Origin of the sequence: Micromonospora sp. NPDC048170 (assembly GCF_040652795.1) — a bacterium.
GTDB lineage: Bacteria > Actinomycetota > Actinomycetes > Mycobacteriales > Micromonosporaceae > Micromonospora.
This window is the reverse complement of sequence record NZ_JBEZMR010000048.1, coordinates 15,434-39,842: the sequence shown is the minus strand read 5'-3', so window position 1 is coordinate 39,842 and position 24,409 is coordinate 15,434. Positions and strand designations below refer to the sequence as shown.

3 protein-coding genes are annotated in these 24,409 nt (G+C 75.8%); all 3 read left to right on the top strand.

The window, feature by feature from the left end; genetic code table 11:
• On the top strand, positions 1 to 3,152 hold a 3,152-nt coding region (locus AB0D32_RS31500), incomplete at its 5' end, for an SDR family NAD(P)-dependent oxidoreductase (protein ID WP_357098133.1).
• Between the two features lie 4 nt (positions 3,153 to 3,156).
• Complete coding sequence (locus AB0D32_RS31495; RefSeq protein ID WP_357098130.1) at positions 3,157 to 13,515, top strand: type I polyketide synthase; 10,359 nt, start codon at positions 3,157 to 3,159, stop codon at positions 13,513 to 13,515.
• A gap of 22 nt (positions 13,516 to 13,537) precedes the next feature.
• Positions 13,538 to 24,385, top strand: a complete 10,848-nt coding sequence (locus tag AB0D32_RS31490; protein WP_357098127.1) for a type I polyketide synthase — start codon at positions 13,538 to 13,540, stop codon at positions 24,383 to 24,385.
• Positions 24,386 to 24,409: the final 24 nt, after the last annotated feature.

Here is a 24,409-nt window from a genome sequence, read left to right as displayed (position 1 = left end):
CGTACCTGAGTGACCAGGTCGGCATCGCCGCCATCAACACCCCCACCAACCTCGTCATCTCCGGCGACGAAACCGCCACCCTCACCGCCGCCGAAGCACTCGCCGCGCAGGGCCACCGGACGAAACGCCTCACCGTCTCCCACGCCTTCCACTCCCACCTGATGGACCCCATACTCGACGACTACCGCACCGTCGCCGCGTCCATCACCCACCACCCACCCCGCATCCCCGTCATCTCCACCCTCACCGGCCAACCCCTGCACCCCACCCCCGAACACTGGGTCGACCAGCTACGCCACACCGTCCGCTTCCACGACGCCGTCACCACCCTCACCACCACCCACCACACCACCACCTACCTCGAAGTCGGCCCCGACACCGTCCTGGCCACCGCCACCGGCGACACCACCGCCATCGCCACCATGCGGCGGGAACGGCCCGAAACCCACACCCTCACCACAGCCGTCGCCGCACTTCACACCCTCGGCTTCCCCGTCGACTGGCCCACCTGGTTCGCCGGCGCCCAGAGCACCGAACTGCCCACGTACCCCTTCGCCCACCAGCGGTACTGGGCGGAGAACGCGACCGCGACGGGGGCGGCGAGCCGGCTCGGGCTCGCCGACACCGAGCACCCCCTGCTCGGCGCGGCCGTCGCACTGCCCGACTTCGACGGCGCCGTCTACACCGGCCGGTTGTCGACCGGCACGCACCCGTGGCTCGCGGACCACGTCGTCGCGGGCGTGGTGCTGGTCCCCGGCGCGGCCCTCGTCGAGCTCGCGGTCCACGCCGCGGACGCGGTCGGCTGCCCGGTGGTGGAGGAGCTGACGACCGTCGCCCCGCTGGTGCTGCCCGAGGACGGCGCGGTGCAGCTGCGGCTGCGGGTCGGCGAGCCGGACGAGGCGGGCCGTCGTACCGTCGAGATCCACTCGCGTGGCGAGCGCGCCGAGACCTGGACGGCACACGCCACCGGGCTGGTCGCCGCGGACCCGGTCACCGCGCCGGACACCGTGGCGCAGTGGCCCCCCACGGGAGCCCGGCCGGTCGACCTCACCGGTGCCTACGACCGGATCGCGGACCGGGGTTACGAGTACGGGCGGGCGTTCCGGGGCGTCACGGCGGTGTGGGAACGCGACGAAGAACTGTTCGCCGAGGTCACCCTCCCCGAGGCCGACGAGCGGTTCGCGCTGCACCCCGCCCTGCTGGACGCGGCGCTGCACGCCCCGCTGCTGGCCGACCAGGCCGGTACGGGAACCGCCGTGCTCCCGTTCTCGTGGCAGCAGGTGGTGCTGCACGCCACGAACGCCACCGCCCTGCGGGTCCGGATCGTGCCCGCCGACTCCGGCTGGACGATCACCGCGACCGACACCACGGGAGCACCCGTGGTGTCGGTGGGCAGACTGGAGACCCGCCCGGTCGGCGCGCTCGACGCCCGGCCGAACCACCACGACTCGCTCTACGAGCTGACCTGGACCCCCGTGCCGGCCACCGGCGGGCAGGCCGGGGACGTGACGGTGCTCGACACGACCACGTTCCCGCCCGGCCCCGCCCCGGCGGACACCCCGGCCGACGTGCGCGCCACCCTGCACCGCGTACTCGACGAACTCAGGTCGTGGCTGGCCGAGCCCACCGGGACCCGGATCGTCGTGCGTACCCGCGGCGCGGTGGCCCTGCCCGGCGAGGACGTCACCGACCTCGCGGGCGCCGCCGTGTGGGGGTTCGTCCGCTCTGTGCAGGCCGAACATCCCGACCGCGTCGTCCTGGTCGACGGCGACGTCGTGCTGGCCGACGACGAACCCCAGCTCGTGGTCCGCGACGGCGTCGCGTACGCCGCCCGGCTGGCCCGGGTACGCGCCGACGATCCGGCGCCCGCGGACCTCGGCGCCGGGACGGTGCTGGTGTCCGGCGCGTCCGGCGCGCTGGGTGCCGTGGTGGCCCGGCACCTGGTGGCGGCGCACGGGGTGCGCGACGTGCTGCTGGTGTCCCGTCGGGGCGCCGCCGCGCCGGGCGCCGCGCAGCTGGCGGCCGAGCTGGAGTCGTCGGGCGCGTCGGTGCGGTGGGCCGCCTGCGACGTGGCCGACCGGGACGCCGTGGCGGCGCTGGTCGACGGCCGCGACCTGTCGGCGGTGGTGCATGTCGCCGGCGTGGTGGACGACGGTCTGCTGGCGTCGTTGTCGGCGGAGCGGGTGGACCGGGTGCTGGCGCCGAAGGTCGACGCGGCGTGGCACCTGCACGAGCTGACGGCCGGCATGGGGCTGTCGGCGTTCGTGGTGTTCTCGTCGGCGGCGGGCGTCTTCGGCAACGCGGGGCAGGCGGCGTACTCCGCGGCCAACGCGTTCCTCGACGCCCTCATGGTGCGCCGGCGGGTGGCCGGCCTGGCCGGGCAGTCCCTGGCGTGGGGCATGTGGGACGGCGGGATGGCGGGCGAGCTGACCGGCGCGGAGCGGCAGCGGCTGGCCCAGGCGGGCGTGCGTGCCCTGCCGGTCGACGAGGGACTGCGCCTCCTCGACGCCGCCCTCACCTGCGCCGCGCCCGTCCTCGTGCCCGTCGGGCTCGACCTCGGCGTGGTCGACGGCCCGATCTACCGCGGCCTGGTCCGGGCCCGGACCAGGCGGGCGGCGTCCACCGGCGACGACCTCGCCGTGCGCCTGGCCGGCAGGTCCGGGTCGGAGCGCGCGGACCTGCTGCTGGACCTGGTCCGCACGAACGTCGCGGCGGTGCTCGGGCACCGCGACCCCGACGCCGTCGACCCCGGCCGCGCCTTCACCGAGCTGGGCTTCGACTCGCTCGCCGCGCTGGAACTGCGCAACCAGCTCAACGCCGCGACCGGGCTGCGGCTGCCCGCCACCCTGACCTTCGACCGCCCGAACACCCGCGCGGTCGCCGAGCTGCTCTTCGAGCGGCTCGTCCCCGACACCGGCAGCGACGGCGGGCTGCCCGAGGACGAGGTTCGCCGCATCCTGCTCGCCATCCCCCTCAGCCGGCTCCGGGACGCCGGCCTGATGGACAGCCTGCTCGAACTGGGCGGCGTCCGGGTCGCCGCCGAAGAACCGGACGCCGCACCGGCCGGATCCATCGACGACATGGACGCCAACGCACTGATCAGCATGGCGCTCGCCGACCTCGGTGGAGCGACGACGGAAGCGGGGAGCTGACCACATGGCCAACTCGGAGGAGAAGCTCGTCACCGCGCTGCGGGCCTCGCTCAAGGAGAACGAGTGGCTGCGGGAGCAGAACCGCAAGCTGAACTCGACGCTGCGCGAGCCGATCGCCATCGTGGGTATGGCCTGCCGCTACCCGGGCGGGGTGCGGACCCCGGACGACCTGTGGGACCTGGTCGCCGCCGGCGGGGACGGGATCACCGGCTTCCCCACCGACCGTGGCTGGAACATCGCCGAGCTCTACGACCCCACGCCCGGCACGCCGGGCCGGTCGTACACCCGGGAGGGTGGCTTCCTGCACGACGCGGCCCAGTTCGACCCGGAGTTCTTCGGGATCAGCCCTCGCGAGGCGTCGACGATGGACCCGCAGCAGCGGTTGCTGCTGGAGACCTCGTGGGAGGCGCTGGAGAACGCGGGCATCGACCCGACCGGGCTGCGCGGCACCGACACGGGCGTCTTCGCCGGCATGATGTACCACGACTACGCGGAGAACAACGCCACCGGCGCGATCGCGTCCGGCCGGGTGGCGTACACCTTCGGCCTGGAGGGGCCGGCCGTCACCGTCGACACCGCGTGCTCGTCGTCGCTGGTCGCCCTGCACCTGGCCGTGCAGGCCCTGCGCAACGGCGAGTGTGCGCTCGCGCTGGCCGGCGGGGTCACCGTGATGGCGACCCCGGAGACCTACGTCGCGTTCTCCAAGCAGCGCGGGCTGTCGCCGGACGGCCGGTGCAAGTCCTTCGCCGCCGCCGCCGACGGCACCGGCTTCGCCGAGGGCGTCGGCATGCTGATCGTGGAGCGGCTCTCCGACGCCCGGCGTAACGGGCACCCGGTGCTCGCCGTCGTCCGCGGCTCGGCGGTCAACCAGGACGGCGCCTCCAACGGCCTGACCGCGCCGAACGGGCCGGCGCAGCAGCGGGTGATCCAGGCGGCGCTGGCCAACGCGCGGCTGTCGGCCAACCAGATCGACGTGGTCGAGGCGCACGGCACCGGCACCACCCTGGGCGACCCGATCGAGGCGCAGGCCATCCTGGCCACCTACGGGCAGGACCGCGACCGGCCGCTCCGGCTCGGCTCGATCAAGTCGAACATCGGCCACACCCAGGCCGCCGCAGGCGTCGGCGGCATCATCAAGATGGTGCTCGCCATGCGGCACCGGCTGCTGCCGAAGACGCTGCACGTGGACGCCCCGAGCGACCAGGTCGACTGGACCGAGGGCTCGGTCGACCTGCTGACCGAGGCGGTCGCCTGGCCCCGGGGCGACGAGCCGTACCGGGCCGGTGTCTCGTCGTTCGGCGTGAGCGGCACGAACGCCCACGTGATCCTGGAGGAGCCGCCCGCACAGGAGACCGCGCGCACCGACGCCGGGGTGGCCGGTCCGGTGCCCTGGGTGCTGTCCGGCCGTACCCCGGACGCCCTCCGCGCCCAGGCGGCCCGGGCGGCGGCCCACCTCGACCTGCACCCCGCCGACCCGGCCGACGTCGCCGCCGCCCTGGCGGCCCGTGCCCGCTTCGAGCACCGGGCGGTCGTGGTCGGCGCCGATCCCGCCGAGCTGCGGGCCGGTCTGGCCGCCGTCGCGGCGGCCGAACCCGCGCCGGGCGTCGCCACCGGCGCCGCGCCGGGCGACGCGCCCCGGGTCGTCTTCATGTTCCCCGGCCAGGGCTCGCAGTGGGCGGGCATGGCCGTCGAGCTGATGGACACCGCCGAGGTGTTCGCCACCCGGATGGACGAGTGCGCGCGGGCCGTCGACGCGTTCACCGACTGGTCGCTGCTCGACGTCGTCCGGGGCGTGCCCGGCGCGCCGTCGCTCGACCGGGTGGACGTGGTGCAACCCGTGCTGTTCGCCGTGATGGTGTCGCTCGCGGCGCTGTGGCGCTCGTACGGCGTCGAGCCCGCCGCCGTGGTGGGGCACTCGCAGGGCGAGATCGCCGCCGCCGTCGTCGCCGGTGCGCTCACCCTCGACGACGGTGCCCGCGTGGTCGCGTTGCGCAGCCGGGCGATCGCCGCCGGCCTGGCCGGACGCGGCGGCATGGCCTCGGTCGCGGCGCCCCGGGCGGACGTGGAGGCGCGCCTCGCCCGGTGGGGTGACCGGATCGCGGTCGCCGCGGTCAACGGGCCCGCCGCCACCGTCGTGTCCGGCGAGCCGGACGCCCTGAAGGAGCTGCTGGCCGCGTGCGAGGCCGACGGCGTCCGGATGCGGATGATCCCGGTGGACTACGCCTCGCACTCCGCGCAGGTCGAGGCCATCCGGGACGACCTGCTGAGCGTCCTCGCCGAGGTCCGGCCGCGAAGCGGCGACGTGCCGCTGTACTCCACGCTCACCGGCGGGACCGTCGACACCGCCACCCTCGACGCCGGGTACTGGTACGCGAACCTGCGCGGCACGGTCCGCTTCGAGGAGGCGGTCGACCGGCTGCTCGCCGACGGGCACGACGTCCTCGTGGAGATCAGCCCTCACCCCGTGCTGGGCATGGGGGTACGCGAGATCCTGGACCGCGCCGACGCCCCGGCCGCGCTCGTCGGGTCGCTCCGGCGCGACGAGGGCGGCCTGCCGCGCTTCCTGCTCTCCCTGGCCGAGGCGTACGTCCGCGGGGCCGCCGTCGACTGGTCCCGGCACACGCGTGGCGTACCGGCCCCGCTGCCCACGTACGCGTTCCAGCACCAGCGGTACTGGCAGTTCGCGGCGGCGTCCGCCGTGGACGCGCGCGGCCTCGGCATCGACGTCGTCGGCCACCCGCTGCTCGGCGCCGCGCTCACCGTCCCGGAGCGGGACCTGGTCGTGCTCGCCGGCCGGATCAGCCTGGAGACGCACCCGTGGCTGGCCGACCACGCCGTCCTGGACACCGTCCTGCTGCCCGGCACGGCACTGGTCGAACTCGCCGTGCGCGCCGGTGACGAGGTCGGGTGCCCGGCCGTCGAGGAACTCGTCATCACCACCCCGCTCGTCGTCCCGGCGCACGGCGGCGTGGCCCTGCGGCTCACGGTGGAGGCGCCGGACGAGCACGGCCGACGCGCGCTCGGCGTCTACGGGCAGACCGACACCGAGGCGCGGATCGGCATGTGGACCCGGCACGCCACCGGCGTCCTCGCCCCCGCCACGGCAACCGGGGAGCACCTCACCGAATGGCCACCCGCCGACGCGCTGGCGGTCGACCTCGGTGACCTGTACGACCGGCTCGCCGGGCTCGGCCTCCGGTACGGTCCGGTGTTCCAGGGCCTGCGGGCCGCGTGGCGGCGCGGCGACGAGACGTTCGCCGAGGTGGCCCTGCCGCAGGGCGTCGACGCCGACGGGTTCGGCCTGCACCCGGCGCTGTTCGACGTCGCCCTGCACGCCCTCGCCGCGGACGCCGGGGACGGCGCGGCGAAGCTGCCGTTCTCGTGGAGCGGCGTGACGCTGCACGGGACGGGCGCGACGAGCCTGCGCGTCCGGCTCACCCGGCAGGGGGCCGACAGTGCCGCCCTGCTCCTCGCGGACCACACGGGCGCCCCGGTCGCCGCCGTGGCGGCGCTCACCGTACGCGCGGTGGCCCCGCAGGCGCTGAAGGGACGCAGCGGCTTCGTCGAGTCGCTGTTCCGGCTGGAGCAGGCGCCGCTGACCGTCGGCCGGGGCGACCGCGGCACCTGGCAGACGCTGGGCGGCACGCCGGTATTCGACGCCCCGCCGGTGACGCTGCCCGACGTGGCCGCCGACACGCTGTTCCTGCCGTGCTTCTCCGCCGCGCCCGGCATCGCCGCGGTGCCAGACGTGACGACGTACGCGCTGACCACGATCCAGCAGTGGCTCGCCGACCCGGGGCAGGCCGAGACCCGGCTCGTCGTGGTGACCCGCCCCGACGACCTGGCCGGCGCGGCGGTGCGCGGCCTGGTCCGCTCCGCGCAGGCGGAGAACCCGGAGCGGATCGTCCTGCTGGAGGCCGACCACACCGCCGACGACCTGGTGGCCGCGGCGCTGGCGACCGGCGAGCCGGTGCTCACCATCCGCGACGGCGTGGTGAGCGCGCCCCGCCTGACCCGGGTCCCCGAGCAGGACGTCGACGGGCCCGCCGCGTTCGGCCCGGACAGCCGGGTGCTCGTCACCGGCGGCACCGGCACCCTGGGCGGGCTGGTCGCGCGCCACCTGGTCACCGGGCACGGCGTACGCGACCTCGTGCTGACCAGCCGCCGCGGCCTCGCCGCCGCCGGCGCGGTCGAGCTGCGCGACGAACTCGCCGAGCTGGGCGCGACCGTGACGGTGCTGCCGTGCGACGTCGCGGACCGCGACCAGGTCGCCGCGCTGCTGGCGGCGCACCCGGTCACCGGCGTCGTGCACACCGCGGGCGTGATGGCCGACGCCACCATCGCCACGCTCACCCCCGACCGGCTCGCCGAGGTGTTGCGCCCCAAGGTGGACGCCGCCTGGCACCTGCACGAGCTGGCCGGGGACGTCACCGCCTTCGTGCTCTTCTCCTCGGCCGCCGGCATCTTCGGCAGCCCCGGCCAGGGCGCCTACGCGGCGGCGAACGCGCTGCTCGACGCGCTCGCGGCACGGCGCCGGGCCGCCGGCCTGCCCGCCCACTCGCTCGCCTGGGGCCTGTGGGCCGAGCGCAGCGAGATGACCGCCGACGTGGGTGGCGCGCAGCTGAGCCGGATGGCGCGCAGCGGCATGAGCGAGTTGTCCAACAAGGACGGCCTGGCGCTGTTCGACGCCGCGATCCGGTCGGCCGACGCCCTGCTGGCGCCGGTGCCGGTGGACCTCGCCGCGTTCGGCCGGGACGACCGGGAACCGCCGGCGCTGCTGCGTGCTCTGGTCCGTACCCCGGCCCGCCGGGCGGTGGGCGGATCCTCCCTCGCCCAGCGGCTGGCCGAGGTGCCCGCCGAGCGCTGGACCGAGGTCGTGCTGGAGACGGTGCTCACCCGGGTCGCGTCCGTCCTCGGCTACGCCCGGGCGGACCGGCTGCCGGCGGGCCGCCCCTTCAAGGAGCTGGGCTTCGACTCGCTCACCGCACTCGACCTGCGCAACCAGCTCGGCGTGGCCACCGGCCTGCGGCTACCGGCGACCCTGGTGTTCGACTACCCGACGCCGGAGGCGCTGGCCGGGTACCTGGTGGAGCAGTTGGCCGGCGGGCGGGCCGCGACGACGGCCGTCGCCGTGGCCCGGCACGACCACGAGCCCGTCGCGATCGTCGGCATGGCCTGCCGCTTCCCCGGAGACGTACGCACGCCCGAGGACCTGTGGCGGCTGCTGGCTGGCGGCGGCGACGCGATCGGGCCGTTCCCCGCCGACCGGGGATGGAACCTCGACGCGCTGTTCGACCCCGACCCGGAGAACCCGGGCACCAGCTACGTCGACCGGGGCGGCTTCCTGCACGACGCGGCCCACTTCGACCCGGGCTTCTTCGGCATCTCCCCGCGTGAGGCGCTGGCGATGGATCCGCAGCAGCGGCTGCTGCTGGAGGTCGCGTGGGAGGCACTGGAGCGGGCCGGCATGGACCCGACCGGGCTGCGCGGCAGCCGGACCGGCGTGTACGCGGGCGTCATGTACAACGACTACGGCACCGTGCTGAGAGGCTCCGCCGAGTCCGTCGACGGGTTCCTGTCCACCGGCAACTCCGGCGGGGTGATCTCCGGCCGGATCTCGTACACGCTCGGGCTGGAGGGCCCGACGATGACCGTCGACACCGCCTGCTCGTCGTCCCTGGTCGCACTGCACCTCGCGGTCTCCGCGCTGCGCAACGGGGAGTGCTCCCTCGCACTCGCCGGCGGCGTGTCGGTGATGTCGACGCCGAGCACGTTCCTGGAGTTCTCCCGGCAGCGCAACCTCGCCCCCGACGGGCGGTGCAAGTCGTTCGCGGGCGCGGCCGACGGCACCTCGCTCTCCGAGGGTGTCGGCGTGCTGGTGGTCGAGCGGCTGTCCGACGCCCGCCGCCACGGGCATCCCGTACTGGCCGTGGTCCGCGGCTCGGCCGTGAACTCCGACGGCGCCTCCAACGGGCTCACCGCCCCCAACGGGCCGTCCCAGCAGCGGGTGATCCGGGCCGCCCTGGCCGACGCCCGGCTCTCCCCGGCCGACGTCGACGTGGTCGAGGCGCACGGCACGGGCACCACCCTGGGCGACCCGATCGAGGCGCAGGCCGTCCTCGCCACCTACGGGCAGGACCGTGCCGCGCCGGTGCTGCTGGGTTCGGTCAAGTCGAACCTCGGGCACACGCAGGCCGCCGCCGGGGTGGCCGGCATCATGAAGGTGGTGCTGGCGCTGCGGCACGGCGTGCTCCCGCAGACCCTGCACGTGGACGAGCCGTCGCCGCACGTCGACTGGACCTCCGGCGCGGTACGCGTCGCCTCGACCCCGGTGCCGCTCGCCGCCGCCGACCGCCCGGTGCGGGCCGCCGTGTCGTCCTTCGGCATCAGCGGCACCAACGCCCACGTCGTGCTGGAGCAGGCCGACCCGGCGCCGCCGGCCGACGAGCCGGACGTCCCGTTCACGCCGTGGCTGCTCTCCGCACGGAGCGAGGCGGGACTGCGGGAGCAGATCGGCCGGCTGCGTACCCACGTCGCCGCCGATCCGACGCTGCGTCCGGTCGACGTCGCGTACACGCTCGGCACCGGGCGGGCCGGACTTCCGCACCGCGCGGTGCTGCTCGGCGACGAGGTGGTGACCGGCACGGCCGACGGCGGGAAGCTCGCGGTGCTCTTCACCGGTCAGGGGGCGCAGCGGGTCGGGATGGCGCGGGAGTTGTTGGTGTTTCCGGTGTTCGCGGCGGCGTTCGACGAGGTGTGTGGGGAGTTGGATCGGCATCTGGAGCGGCCGTTGCGGGAGGTGTTGGACAGCGAGGAGTTGCATTGGACGGGGTGGGCGCAGCCGGCGTTGTTCGCGGTGGAGGTGGCGTTGTTCCGGTTGTTCGAGTCGTGGGGTGTGCGGCCGGACTTCGTGGTGGGGCATTCGATCGGTGAGTTGGCGGCGGCGCACGTGGCGGGTGTCTGGTCGCTGGCCGACGCGGCGAGGGTGGTGGCGGCGCGGGGCCGGCTGATGCAGGCGTTGCCGGCCGGCGGGGCGATGGTGGCGGTGCGGGCGACGGAGGACGAGGTCGCGCCGCTGCTGTCCGGCGGCGTGGCGATCGCCGCGGTGAACGGGCCGGAGTCGGTGGTGCTCTCCGGTGGGGAGGCCGCGACCCTGGCCGTGGCCGAGGAGTTGGCCCGTGCCGGGCGCAAGACGAAGCGGCTGACCGTGTCGCACGCGTTCCACTCGCCACTGATGGACCCGATGCTCGACGGGTACCGCGCGGTCGTGGCCCAGGTGGACTGCCGGAAGCCCGCCATCGAGCTGATCTCGACGGTGACGGGCGAGGCCACCACCCTCGACGCCGAATACTGGGTTCGGCAGGTACGCGAACCCGTCCGGTTCGCCGACGCGGTCGCCGCGCTGGCCGCGTCCGGGGCCACCACGTTCCTGGAGATCGGCCCCGACGCGGTGCTGACCGCGCTCGGCCGGCAGGTGGCCGACGGCACGTGGATCCCGGTGTGCCGCAAGGGCCGCGCCGAGCCGGAGACCGTGGCCACCGCGTTCGCCCGGCTCGCGGTGCGCGGCACGACCATCGACTGGTCGACGGTCGCGCCGGGCCGGACGGTGGAGCTGCCCACGTCCTCCTTCGAGCACCAGCCGTACTGGCCCCGGGCGGGCGCCGGCACCGGCGACGCGAGCGGGCTGGGTCAGGCGCGCGCCAACCACCCGCTGCTGGGCGCGGCGGTCGAACTGCCGGACGGCGGCGCGGTGTTCACCGGCCGGCTCGCGCTGACCACCCATCCGTGGCTGGCCGACCACGCGGTCGCGGACCTGGTGCTGCTGCCCGGTGCGGCGCTGGTCGAGCTGGCGGCGCACACCGGACGCGAGGTCGGCTGCCCCCGCGTCGAGGAACTGACGCTGGAGGCGCCCCTGGTGCTGCCGGACACCGGCGGCGTGCAGGTGCGCGTGACGGTGGGCGGACCGGCTCCGGACGGCGGCCGGGACGTGAGCGTCCACTCACGGGTCGAGGACGAGGACGGGTGGACGACCCACGCGGTGGGCCGGCTGACCCCGGCCGGGCCCACCGGAGCCGACCTGCGGGCCTGGCCGCCGGACGCGGACCCGGTCGACGTGTCCGCGACGTACGACGACCTTTTCGCCCGGGGCCTGCGCTACGGCCCGGTCTTCCAGGGCCTGACCTCGGCGTGGCGGCGTGGCGACGAGGTGTTCGCCGAGATCACCCTGCCCGAGCAGGCGCACGACGACGCCGGCCGCTTCGGCCTGCACCCGGCGCTGCTGGACGCCGTCCTGCACGCGGTCGCGTCGACCGGCGACGGCGACCCGGTGCTGCCGTTCTCGTGGCGCGGGTTCACCGTGCACGCGGCGGGCGCCAACCGGCTGCGGGCCCGGATCGTGTCGGGCGACGGCACGGCGGCCATCACCCTGGCCGACGCGACCGGCGCCCCGGTGGCCTCGGTCGAGGCACTGGCGGTGCGCCCGGTGTCGCCGGAACAACTGGCCGCCCTCCGCCCCGGCCGGCACGAGTCGCTGCTGCGCCTGGACTGGACGCCGCTGACCGGGGCGCCCCGGCCGCGTACCGTCGCGGTGCTCGGGGACCGGATCGGCGGCCTCGACGCGGCCACGTATCCGGACCTGGCGGCCCTCGCCGCCGCCGTGGACGCCGGCGTCGCGATGCCCGAGGTGGTGGTGGCGCGGTGCGTCCCGGACCGGGGGCCGGCGGAGGACGCGCGGGCCCGCGAAGCCACCCACCGGGTGCTCGCCCTGGCACAGCAGTGGCTCGCCGACGAACGCTTCGCCGCCTCCCGCCTCGCCGTCCTGACCAGCGGCGCGGTGGCCACCCGCCCCGACGCCGACGTCACCGACCTCGCCGGGGCCGCCGCGTGGGGCCTGCTCCGCTCCGCGCAGTCCGAGCACGGCGACCGGTTCGTCCTGGTCGACGTCGACACCGACACCGCCGCCGGGCTGCCGGCCGCGCTCGGCTCCGACGAGCCGCAGCTCGCCGTACGCGGCGCCGACGTCCTGGTGCCCCGCCTGGCGCGGGCCGGAGTCACCGCCGACCCCGCGGCGACCGTCTTCGAGGGGACCGTCCTGGTCACCGGCGCCACCGGCGCGCTCGGCCGGCTCGTCGCCCGGCAGTTGGTCAGCCGGCACGGGGTCCGGGAACTCCTGCTGGTCAGCCGCAGCGGCCCCGCCGCCGAGGGCGCGGCCGACCTGCGCGACGAACTCGTCGCCCTGGGCGCCGAGGTGACCGTCGCCGCCTGCGACGTCGCCGACTCCGACGCGCTCGCCGCGCTGCTCGCCGCGCACCCGGTGCGTGGGGTGGTGCACACGGCGGGCGTCGTCGACGACGCCGTCATCTCCTCGCTCACCCCGCAGCGGGTCGACCGGGTGCTGCGACCCAAGGTCGACGCCGCGACGAACCTGCACGTGCTGACCCGGGACCTGACCGCGTTCGTGTTGTTCTCGTCGGCCTCCGGGGTGCTCGGCGGGCCCGGCCAGGGCAACTACGCCGCCGGCAACGCCTACCTGGACGCGCTCGCCCAGCACCGGCGGGCGAACGGCCTGCCGGCCGTGTCGCTGGCCTGGGGCCGCTGGGAACAGGCGGGCATGGCGGAGCAGTTGACCGAGGCCGACCTGCGGCGCATGTCGCGCTCCGGCATCGGCGCGCTCAGCGTCGAGGAGGCGTTGGACCTGTTCGACGCGGCGCTGCACGCCCGGGGCATGGTGGCGCCCGTCAGGCTCGACCACCGGGCCCTGCGGGAACGCGCCGTGGCGGGCATGGTGCCGCCGCTGCTGCGCGGCCTGGTCCGGGTGCCCGCCAGGCGGGCGGCCGACGCCGACGCGGGAGCGGTCGACGCGCTGCGGCAGCGGCTCACGGGCCGGGACGCCGAGGAGGCCGAGGCGATCCTGCTCGACCTGGTGCGTACCCAGGTGGCGGGGGTGCTGGCCTATCCGGACCCGGGTGCGGTCGCCGCCGACCGGCCGTTCTCCGAGCTCGGCTTCGACTCCCTCACCGCGGTCGAGCTGCGCAACCGGGTGAGCGCGGCGACCGGGCTGCGGCTGCCCGCGACGCTGGTGTTCGACCATCCGACGTCGAAGGCCCTCGCCGCGTACCTGCGGGCCGAGTTCTCCGGCGAGCCGGACGGGGCCAACGCGGTGCTGGCCGCGTTCGCCGAACTCGACCGCCTCGAGGCGGTCCTGCTCGACGTCGACGAGCAGTCCCGTACCCGGCTGTCGCTGAGGCTGCGGGACGTGCTGTCGAAGCTGGGCGGCGAGCCGGCAGCAACCGGCAACGACATCGAATCCGCGACCGACGACGAGGTCTTCGCTCTCATCGACAGCGAACTCGGGATCTCATGACAGTGCGAGGAGGGCGACCCTAGTGGCCAACGAGGACAAGCTCCGGGACTACCTGAAGCGGGTCACGGTCGACCTGCAGAAGACCCGGCAGCGCCTGCACGAGGTGGAGGCGTCCGCGCACGAGCCGGTCGCGATCGTCGGCATGGCCTGCCGCTACCCGGGGGGAGTGGCGAGCCCCGAGGACCTGTGGCGGTTGGTGGAGTCCGGGACCGACGCCACCGGCGCGTTCCCGACCGACCGCGGCTGGGACCTGGAGTCGCTGTACGACCCCCAGTCGCGCCGCGAGGGCACCTCCTACACGTCGCGCGGCGGTTTCCTGTACGACGCGGCGGACTTCGACCCGACGTTCTTCGGCATCAGCCCCCGCGAGGCGGTCGGGCTGGACCCGCAGCAACGGCTGCTGCTGGAGGTCGCGTGGGAGACCCTGGAGCGGGCCGGCATCGACCCCGCCTCGCTCGCCGGCAGCCCGACCGGCGTCTTCACCGGCCTCATGTACCACGACTACGCGGGCAGCAACAGCTCCGGCAGCGTGGTCTCCGGCCGGGTCGCCTACACGCTGGGGCTGGAGGGGCCGGCGGTTACCGTCGACACCGCCTGCTCGTCGTCGCTCGTGGCGCTGCACCTGGCGATCCAGGCCCTGCGGCGGGGCGACTGCACGCTCGCGCTCGTCGGCGGCGTGTCGGTCATGGCGACGCCGCTGACGTTCGTCGAGTTCTCCCGCCAGCGCGGCCTGTCACCGGACGGCCGGTGCCGGTCGTACTCGGCGGACGCCGACGGCACCGGGTTCGCCGAGGGGGCCGGCGTGCTGCTGGTGGAGCGGCTGTCGGACGCGCTCCAGCACGGCCACCGGGTCCTGGCGGTCGTCCGGGGCTCCGCGGTCAACCAGGACGGCGCGTCGAACGGGTTGACCGCGCCGAACGGGCCGTCGCAGCAGCGGGTCATCGAGGCCGCGCTGGTCGACGCGGGCCTGTCGACGCGCCAGGTCGACGTGGTCGAGGGGCACGGCACCGGCACGACGCTGGGTGACCCGATCGAGGCGCAGGCGCTGCTGGCGACGTACGGCCAGGACCGCGAGGAGCCGCTCTGGCTCGGCTCTGTGAAGTCGAACATCGGCCACACCCAGGCCGCCGCCGGGGTCGCCGGGGTCATCAAGATGGTGGAGGCGATCCGGCGCGGCGTGCTGCCCGCGACGCTGCACGCCGAGCAGCCGTCGGACCAGGTGGACTGGACGGCCGGGAACGTGCGGCTGCTGACCGGGGCCACGCCGTGGCCGCGGACCGGGCAGCCGCGCCGGGCGGCGGTCTCGTCCTTCGGGTTCAGCGGCACGAACGCCCACGTGATCGTGGAGCAGGCGCCGGACGCCGACGCGCCCGAGCCGGCGTCGGCGCCGGTGACGTCGCTGCTGGTCACCGCCCGCGACGCCAACGGGCTGCGGGACCAGGCGCGGCGGCTCTCCGCAGTGGTGTCGGAGACCGAGCCGGCGGAGCTGGGCTACGCCCTGGCCACCACGCGGTCCCGCTTCGCGCACCGGGCCGCGGTCGTCGGCTCCTGCGCCGAGGAACTGGGTGCCGGCCTGGCCGCCCTGGCGTCCGACGAGCAGGCCGCCAACCTGGTCCGGGGCCGGGTGGCCGACGGCCGGGTCGCGATGCTCTTCTCCGGGCAGGGCGCGCAGCGGCTGGGCATGGGCCGCGGGCTGTACGCGGCGTACCCGGAGTTCGCGGCGGCGTTCGACGAGGTGTGCGCGGCGCTGGACCCGCACCTGGACCGGCCGCTGCGCGAGGTCCTCGACACCGAGGACCTGCACCGGACCGGCTGGACCCAGCCCGCCCTGTTCGCCGTCGAGGTGGCCCTGTACCGGCTCGTCCGGTCCTGGGGCGTCACCCCGTCGGTCCTGGCCGGGCACTCGATCGGGGAGCTGGCCGCCGCGTACGTCGCGGGGGTGTTCCCGCTCGCCGACGCGGCCCGCCTGGTCGCGGCCCGGGGCCGGCTGATGCAGGCGCTGCCGGCCGGTGGGGCGATGCTCGCCGTCCAGGCCACCGAGGACGAGGTCACGCCGCTGCTCGGCACGGACGTGGCCATCGCCGCCGTCAACGGCCCGGACTCGGTGGTCCTCTCCGGCACCGAGGAGGCGGTGGCGGCGGTGGCCGCGCGCTTCGCCGACCGCCGGACCCGGCGGCTGACCGTGTCGCACGCCTTCCACTCGCCGCTGATGGACCCGATGCTCGCGGAGTTCCGGGCGGTGGCCGAGACGGTGTCCTACGCGCAGCCGGCCGTCCCGCTGGTGTCGACGGTCACCGGCGTGCCAGCCGGCGACGAGCTGGCCACGGCGGAGTACTGGGTGGGGCAGGTCCGCGCCACCGTGCGCTTCGCGGACGCGGTACGCGCAATCGCCGCGACCGGTGTCACCACGTTCCTCGAACTGGGCCCGGACTCGGTGCTCGCCACCCTGGCGGCGGACTGCCTGGACGGTGACGTGCTCGCCACGCCGGTGCTGCGCCGGGACTCCGCCGAGCCGCGTGCCCTGGTGGAGGCGCTGGCGCGGCTGGAGACCCGGGGCGCCACGGTGGACCCGGAGGCGTTCTACCGCCGCTCCGGAGGGTCGCGGATCGACCTGCCGACGTACGCCTTCCAGCACGAGCGGTACTGGCAGGACAGCGTCGGCCCGGCCGGCGCCGACCAGGCCGGCGACGACGACGGCCTGTGGGCGGCGGTGGACAGCGGTGACCTCGACACGGTGGTCACCACGCTCGACCTGGACCCGCAGGCGCCCCTGGCGTCGGTGCTGCCCGCGCTGTCCGCATGGCGCAGGGGGCGGCAGGAGCGCTCGGCGCTGGACGGCTGGCGCTACCAGGCGCGATGGGAGCGCCGCCCCGGCGGGACCCCGGGCACCCTGACCGGCACCTGGCTGCTGGTGCTCGGCGAGCCGGCGGTGACCGGTGACACCGGCGCCGCCGTCGCCGACGCGCTCGCCGCGCACGGCGCCACCGTCGTCACCACCGACCCGACCGGCCTGGCGGGACACCTCGACGGGGAACTCGCCGGCGTGGTCTCCCTTCTCGCGCTCGACGAGGCGTTCCTGCCCGGTCACCCCGGCGTCCCGGCGGGCGCCGCCGGCACCCTCGACCTGATCCGTACGCTCGCCGGCCGGGGCGTCCCGCTCTGGTGCCTCACCCGCGGCGCGGTCGCCACCTCCCCGGCCGACCCGGTGACTCAGGTGGCGCAGTCGCAGGTGTGGGGACTCGGCCGCGTCGCCGCGCTGGAACTGCCCGACACCTGGGGCGGCCTCGTCGACCTGCCCGCCGAGCTGGACGGGCGTACCGCCGCCGCGCTGGCCGGCGTGCTCGCCGGCATCGGGGAGGACCAGGTCGCGGTGCGCCCCGACGGGGTCTTCGTCCGCCGGCTGCACCGCGCGCCGGTGACCGGCGCCCCGCGTTGGCGCGGCGCGGCCGGCACCGTGCTGGTCACCGGCGGCACCGGCACCCTCGGCATCGAGGCCGCCAGGCTGTACGCGCGGCACGGCGCCGAGCGGGTCGTCCTGCTGAGCCGGCGCGGCACCGCCCCCGCCGAGATCTTGGACGAGCTGCGCGGGCTGGGCGCGGAGATCGACGTCGTCGCCTGCGACGTGGCCGACCGGGTGGCCCTGGCGGCGGTGGTCGACCGCTACCCCGACGTCCGCGCCGTCGTGCACGTGGCGGGGCTGGCGCAGCTGACCGGCATCGTCGACATGGACCTCGCCGAGTTCACCGACGTCGTCTCCGCCAAGGTCGCCGGAGCCACCAACCTCGACGCGATCTTCGCGGATCGCGACCTCGACGAGTTCGTGCTCTTCTCCTCCGTGGCCGGCGTCTGGGGCAGCGGCGGCCAGGCCGCCTACGCCGCCGGCAACGCCCACCTGTGCGCCCTCGCCGAGGCGCGGCGCAGCCGGGGGCAGGCCGCCACCGCCCTCGCCTGGGGGCCGTGGGCCGAGAGCGCGCTGGTGGACGACGAGATGTCGGCCTCCCTGCGCAGGCGGGGCCTGCCGCCGATGGCGCCGGAGCGCGCCGTCGCGGCCATGCGTACCGCCCTGGCGGCCGGTGACCCGGCCGTCGTGCTCGCGGACGTGGACTGGGCCGCCTTCGTGTCGTCGTTCACCGCGCTGCGGCCCAGCCGGCTGTTCGACACGATTGCCGAGGCGGTCGCCGACGAGGAGTCGACGGAGGCGTCCTCGTCGTCGGAGCTCGCCCGCCGGCTCGCCGACCTGCCCGAGGCGGGCCGCCTCGACCACGTTGTCGGACTGGTCCGCACGCAGGTCGCGCTCACGCTCGGCTACCCGGGCCCGGAGGCGGTCGAGCCGACGTCGGCGTTCAAGGAACTCGGCTTCGACTCGGTCACCGCCGTCGAGTTCCGCAACCGGATGGTCGAGGCCACCGGCGTACGGCTCTCCGCGGCCGTCGCCTTCGACTACCCGACCCCGGTCGCGCTGGCCGAGCACCTGCTGGCGACCGGCCGCACGGAGGTGGTCGCCGGCATCGCCGTCGCCGACGAGCCGATCGCCATCGTCGGCATGAGCTGCCGGTTCCCCGGTGGCGTCAGCTCGCCCGAGGAGCTGTGGGCGATGCTGCGCGAGGGGCGCGACGGCATCGGCGCGTTCCCCACCGACCGCGGCTGGGACCTCGACGGCCTGTTCCACCCCGACCCGGAGCACTCCGGGACCAGCTACGTCCGCGAGGGCGGCTTCCTCGCCGACCTGCCGGGCTTCGACGCGGCCTTCTTCGGCATCAGCCCCCGTGAGGCGGAGGCCATGGACCCCCAGCAGCGGATGGTGCTGGAGGCGTCCTGGGCGGCCTTCGAGGACGCCGGCATCGACCCGACCACGCTGCGCGGCAGCGCGACCGGGGTGTACGTCGGCGCCAACAACATCGACTACGCCCGGATCACCGGCGCGGCGGGGACGAGCGCGGAAGGCTTCATGGCCACCGGCAACGCGGCGAGCATCATGTCCGGCCGCCTGTCGTACGTGCTGGGGCTGGAGGGCCCGGCCGTCACGGTGGACACCGCCTGCTCGTCGTCGCTTGTGGCGATGCACCTGGCGGTGCGGGCGCTGCGGTCGGGTGAGTGCGCGATGGCGGTCGCGGGCGGCGTGACCGCCATGTCGACCCCGGGCGCGTTCCTGGAGTTCAGCCGGATGCGCGGGCTCGCCCCGGACGGGCGCTGCAAGGCGTTCGCGGCCGGCGCGGACGGCACCAACTGGGGCGAGGGCATCGGTGTGGTCGTGCTGGAGCGGCTCTCCGACGCGCTCGCCGCGGGCCACGAGGTGCTGGCCGTGGTTCGCGGCAGCGCGGTCAACTCCGACGGCGCGTCCAACGGGCTGACCGCGCCCAACGGGCCGTCGCAGCAGCGGGTCATCCGGCAGGCGCTCGCCGACGCCGGGCTCTCCACCGCCGACGTCGACGTGGTCGAGGCGCACGGCACCGGCACGACGCTCGGCGACCCCATCGAGGTCGACGCGCTGTTCGCCACGTACGGCCGGGACCGGGCCGCGGACCGGCCGCTCTGGCTCGGCTCGGTGAAGTCGAACATCGGGCACACCCAGGCGGCGGCCGGCGTCGCCGGTGTGATCAAGATGGTGCTCGCGCTGCGGCACGGTGAACTGCCCCGGACCCTGCACGTGGCCGAGCCGACGACGCACGTCGACTGGTCGGGCGGGGTGCGGCTGCTGGCCGAACCGCAGCCGTGGCGGCGCGCCGGGCACCCGCGCCGGGGCGGCGTCTCGTCGTTCGGGTTCAGCGGCACGAACGCCCACCTCGTCATCGAGGAGGCCCCGGAGGCGCCCGAGGCCGAGCGGCCGTACGACGAGGGGCCCGTCGCGCTGGTGCTCTCCGCCCGCTCGGACGGGGCGCTGCGCCAGCAGGCCGCCGAGATCGAGCCGCTCCTGGCCGACGTGCCGGCCCGCGACCTGGCGTACTCGCTCTCCCTGCGCGGCACCCACCCGCGCCGGGCGGTCGTGGTGGGCGGGGTCGACGAGCTGCGCGCCGGCCTCGCCGCGCTCGCGGCGGGGCAGCCGGCGCCGAACCTGGCCACCGGGGTCGCCGCCGGCACGCCCGGGAAGGTGGCCTTCTCCTTCCCCGGGCAGGGCTCGCAGTGGATCGGCATGGCGGTGGAGCTGCTCGACGAATCCCCGGTGTTCGCCGCGCGGATGGCCGAGTGCGAGGCCGCGCTGGCGCCGCACGTCGACTGGTCGCTGGAGGCCGTCCTGCGGCGGGGGGAGGAACTGGACCGGGTGGACGTCGTCCAGCCCGTCCTGTTCGCCGTCATGGTGTCGCTCGCGGCGCTGTGGCGCTCCCACGGGGTCGAGCCCGCCGCCGTGGTGGGGCACTCCCAGGGCGAGATCGCCGCCGCCTGCGTGGCGGGCGCGCTCTCCGTGGCGGACGCGGCCCGGGTCGTCGCCCTGCGCAGCCGGGCCCTGCTGCGCCTGTCCGGCAAGGGCGGCATGGTGTCCGTGCCGCTGCCGGTGGCCGAGGTGCGCGACCGGTTGGAGCCGTTCGGCGGCCGGGTGACCGTCGCGACCGTCAACGGGCCGCGCTCGACGGTGGCGGCCGGCGAGCTGGACGCCCTCGACGAGCTGCTGGCCGGGTGCGAGCGGGACGGCGTACGGGCCAAGCGCATCGACGTGGACTACGCGTCGCACTCGGCGTACGTGGAGGAGCTGCACGAGGAGCTGCGTGACGTGCTGGCCGGGCTGGAGCCCCGCCGGCCCGAGGTGCCGCTCTACTCGACCGTGGACGACCGCTGGCTGGACGACGTGGCGCTGGACGCCGAGTACTGGTACCGCAACCTGCGCCAGACCGTGTGGTACGAGCCCGCCATCCGCGCCCTGCTCGACGCGGGCGTCACCACGATCGTCGAGGTCAGCCCGCACCCCGTGCTGACCATCGGCGTGCAGGACGTCATCGACGACGTGGAGGCCACCGCCACCGTGGTCGGCTCGCTGCGCCGGGACGAGGGGGGCCTGGCGCGCTTCCTGCTCTCCCTTGGCGAGGCGCACGTCCACGGCGTCCAGCCGGGGTGGGGGTTCGAGGGCGCGCGCCGGGCCCGGCTGCCCGGCTACCCGTTCCAGCACGAGCGGTACTGGCCGCCCGTCGCGGCGGCCACCGCCGACGCGGCCGGCCTGGGCCTCGGCGCCACCGAGCATCCGCTGCTCGGCGCGGCGGTCGCGCTGGCCGACACCGACGGCCTGCTCTTCACCGGCCGCATCTCGGTGGCCGCGCACCCGTGGCTGGCCGACCACCGGGTCGGCGGGCAGGTGTTCGTGCCCGGGACCGCGCTCGTGGATCTCGCGGTCCGCGCGGGCGACGAGGTCGGCTGCGGCCGGGTCGAGGAGCTGACCCTGACCGCGCCCCTGGTCCTGCCCGAGAAGGGCGGCGTCCAGGTGCAGTTGCGCGTCGGCGCACCCGACGACGACGGGCACCGGCCGCTGACCATCCACTCCCGGCCGGACGGGGTCGCCACCGACTCGGCGCAGTGGGTACGCAACGGCGTCGGCCTTCTCGCCCCCGGGGAACCGGCGGGCGGCTTCGACACCGCGTGGCCGCCGGCGGCCGAGCCCGTCGCGTCCGACGAGCTGTACGCCACGCTGGCCTCGGCCGGCCTCACGTACGGCCCGACGTTCCAGGGCGTACGCCGGGTGTGGCGGCAGGGCGAGGAGGTCTTCGCCGAGGTCGCCCTGCCGGCGGCAGCCGCCCGGACGGCGGCCGGGTACGGCCTGCACCCGGCCCTGCTCGACGCCGCGCTGCACCCGCTCGCGCTCGCCACCAGCGGCACCGAGGCGTTGCTGCCGTTCGAGTGGAGCGGCGTGTCCGTGCACGCCGTCGGCGCTACGGAGCTGCGCGTCCGGCTGCGCCCGCGCGGCCGGAACACGGTCGCGGTGACCGTCGCCGACCAGAGCAACACGGTGGTCGCCGAGGTGGAGTCGCTGGTGCTGCGGGAGGCCACCGCCCCCGCGCAGCCGAGCACGCACCACGACGCCCTGTTCCGCCTGGAGTGGGTTCCGGTCGCCGTGCCGGCGGCCCCGCCGGACGCCCGCTGGGCGGCCCTCGGCGGGTGCGCGCTGCCGCAGGACGCGGGTCTCGTCACCGACACCTACCCGGACCTGGCCGCGCTGCGGGCCCGGGTCGAGGACGGGGCACCGATACCCGCCCTGGTCGTCCTGCCCTGCGCGGCCGGCGCGGCCGACGACTCCGCCGGGGCGGCCCACCGGGCCGTCCACGACACCCTCGCGGTGCTGCGCGGGTGGCTCGCGGAGGAGCGGTTCGCCGACTCCCGGCTGGTCGTCGTCACCCGGGGCGCGGTGAGCGTGCACGAGGCGGCCGGCGACCTGGCCAGCTCGCCGGTGTGGGGCCTGCTCCGGTCGGCCCAGAGCGAGAACCCGGACCGCTTCGTCCTGCTCGACGTCGACGACCGCGAACCGCACCGGATGCTCGCGGCGGCGGTCGCGGCCGACGAGCCGCAGCTCGCCGTCCGCGACGGTGTCCTGCTGGCCCCGCGGCTCGCCCGCGCGGCCAGCAGCCCCGCGCTGGCGGCGCCCCCCGTGGACCGCTGGCGGCTGGACGTCACCGAGCGCGGCACGCTGGACAACCTCGCGCTGCTGCCCGAGGCGGACGAGCCGCGCCCGCTGGGGCCGGGTCAGGTGCGCATCGCGATGCGGGCCGCCGGCCTGAACTTCCGGGACGTGCTGATCGCCCTCGACATGTACCCGGGCGGTGGGGTGATGGGCGGCGAGGGCGCGGGCGTGGTCGTCGAGGTCGCGCCGGACGTGGCCGGCGTCGCGGTCGGCGACCGGGTCATGGGCCTGTTCCACGGCGCCTTCGGCACCGAGGTGGTCACCGACGCGCGGATGGTCGTGCCGGTGCCGGCGGGCTGGTCGTTCGCCACCGCGGCGTCGACCCCGATCGCGTTCTGCACCGCGTACCACGCGCTGGTCGACCTGGCGCAGGTGAAGCCGGGGGAGCGGGTGCTGGTGCACGCCGCGGCCGGCGGCGTCGGCATGGCGGCGGTCCGGCTCGCCCGGCACTTCGGCGCCGAGGTGTACGGCACCGCCAGCACCGGCAAGTGGGACGCGCTGCGCGCGATGGGGCTGCCGGAGACACACATAGGCAACTCCCGCACGCTGGAGTTCGCGGAGCGGTTCGGCGCGGCCGGCATCGACGTGGTGATCGACTCGCTGGCCAGGGAGTTCGTCGACGCCTCGCTGCGCCTGCTGGGCGCGGGCGGCCGGTTCGTCGAGATGGGCAAGACGGACGTACGCGACCCGCACCAGGTCGCCGCCGACCATCCCGGCGTCTCCTACCAGGCGTTCGACCTGCTCGCCAACGATCCGGAGCGGGTCGGCGCGATCCTGCGCGACGTGGTCGCCCTGTTCGAGGAGGGACACCTCACGCCACTGCCGGTGCGGCCGTACGACCTGCGCCGCGCCCCGGAGGCGTTCCGGTTCATGTCCAAGGCGAAGCACGTCGGCAAGCTCGTGCTCACCGCGCCGCCACGGCGGAACCCCGACGGCACGGTGCTCGTCACGGGCGGCACCGGCACCCTCGGCGGTCTGCTGGCGCGGCACCTGGTGACCCGGCGCGGGGTGCGGCACCTCCTGCTGACCAGCCGCCGTGGCCCGGACGCCCCGGGGGCCGCCGAGCTGGTGACCGAGCTGACCTCGTACGGCGCGGAGGTCACCGTCGCGGCGTGCGACGCGGCGGACCGCGCCGCCCTGGCCGCGACCCTGGCCCGGGTGCCCGCCGAGCACCCGCTGACCGCCGTGGTGCACACGGCGGGCGTCCTCGACGACGGCCTGGTGGCCGCGCTGACGCCGGAGCAGGTCGACGCGGTGCTGCGGCCCAAGGTCGACGCCGCGGTCAACCTGCACGAGCTGACCCTGGACGCCGAGCTGGCCGAGTTCGTGGTGTTCTCGGCGGCGGCCGGCACGATGGGCGGCCCCGGGCAGGGCAACTACGCGGCGGCGAACACGTTCCTGGACGCGCTCGTGGCGCGACGCCGCGCGGCCGGGCTGCCCGCCCGTTCGCTGGCCTGGGGACTGTGGGGCGAGGCGAGCGGGATGACCGCGCACCTCGACGCCAACGACCGCGCCCGGATGGCCCGCGTCGGGCTGCTGGAACTGTCCGTGGAACAGGGCATGGCGCTCTACGACGCGGCGGAGCTGATCGACGAGCCGCTGCTGGTGCCGATGCCGGTGGACCCGGCGGCCCTGCGCGAGCTAAGCCGGGTGGGCATGCTGCCCACCCTGCTGCGGGGCCTGGTGCGGGGCCCGTCCCGGCGGGCGGTGGAGCAGGCGGCACAGTCGCCCGGCGCCCTGCGGGACCACCTGGCAGGCCAGAGCGGCCCGCAGCGGCGGCACACCGCGCTGGAGTTCGTCAAGGCACAGGCCGCCGCCGTGCTCGGGCACGCCGGCGCGGGCGCGGTGGACCCCGACCGGCCGTTCACCGAGCTCGGCTTCGACTCGCTGACGGCGGTCGAGTTCCGCAACCGGCTGAAGGCGGCCACCGGCCTGAAGCTCTCCGCCACCATGGTCTTCGACCACCCGACCGCCGCGGCGCTCACCGACCACCTGCTGGCCGGGCTGGCCCCGGTCGAGGTGGACCCGGCCGCGGGGCTGCTGGCCGAGCTGGACCGGCTGGAACGCTCCTTCGCCCAGGCCGGGGCGGCGGGCCTGGAGGACACGGTCAAGGCACGGATTACCGAACGGTTGCACGCGGTGATGTCGAATTGGCGTGGCAGGTCCGACGTGGACGCCGAACCGGACGGACCGGACGTGGGCCTGGTGCTGAAGACCGCCTCGGCCGACGAGCTGTTGCGGTTCATCGACGACGAACTCGGCGCCGCCTGACCCGTACGCGCTGAGGAGGGCTAC

What these genes read in the sequence shown, in the direction of transcription:
- AB0D32_RS31495 (WP_357098130.1), top strand. Translation starts at nt 3,157, where the DNA reads ATGGCCAACTCGGAGGAGAAGCTCGTCACCGCGCTGCGGGCCTCGCTC.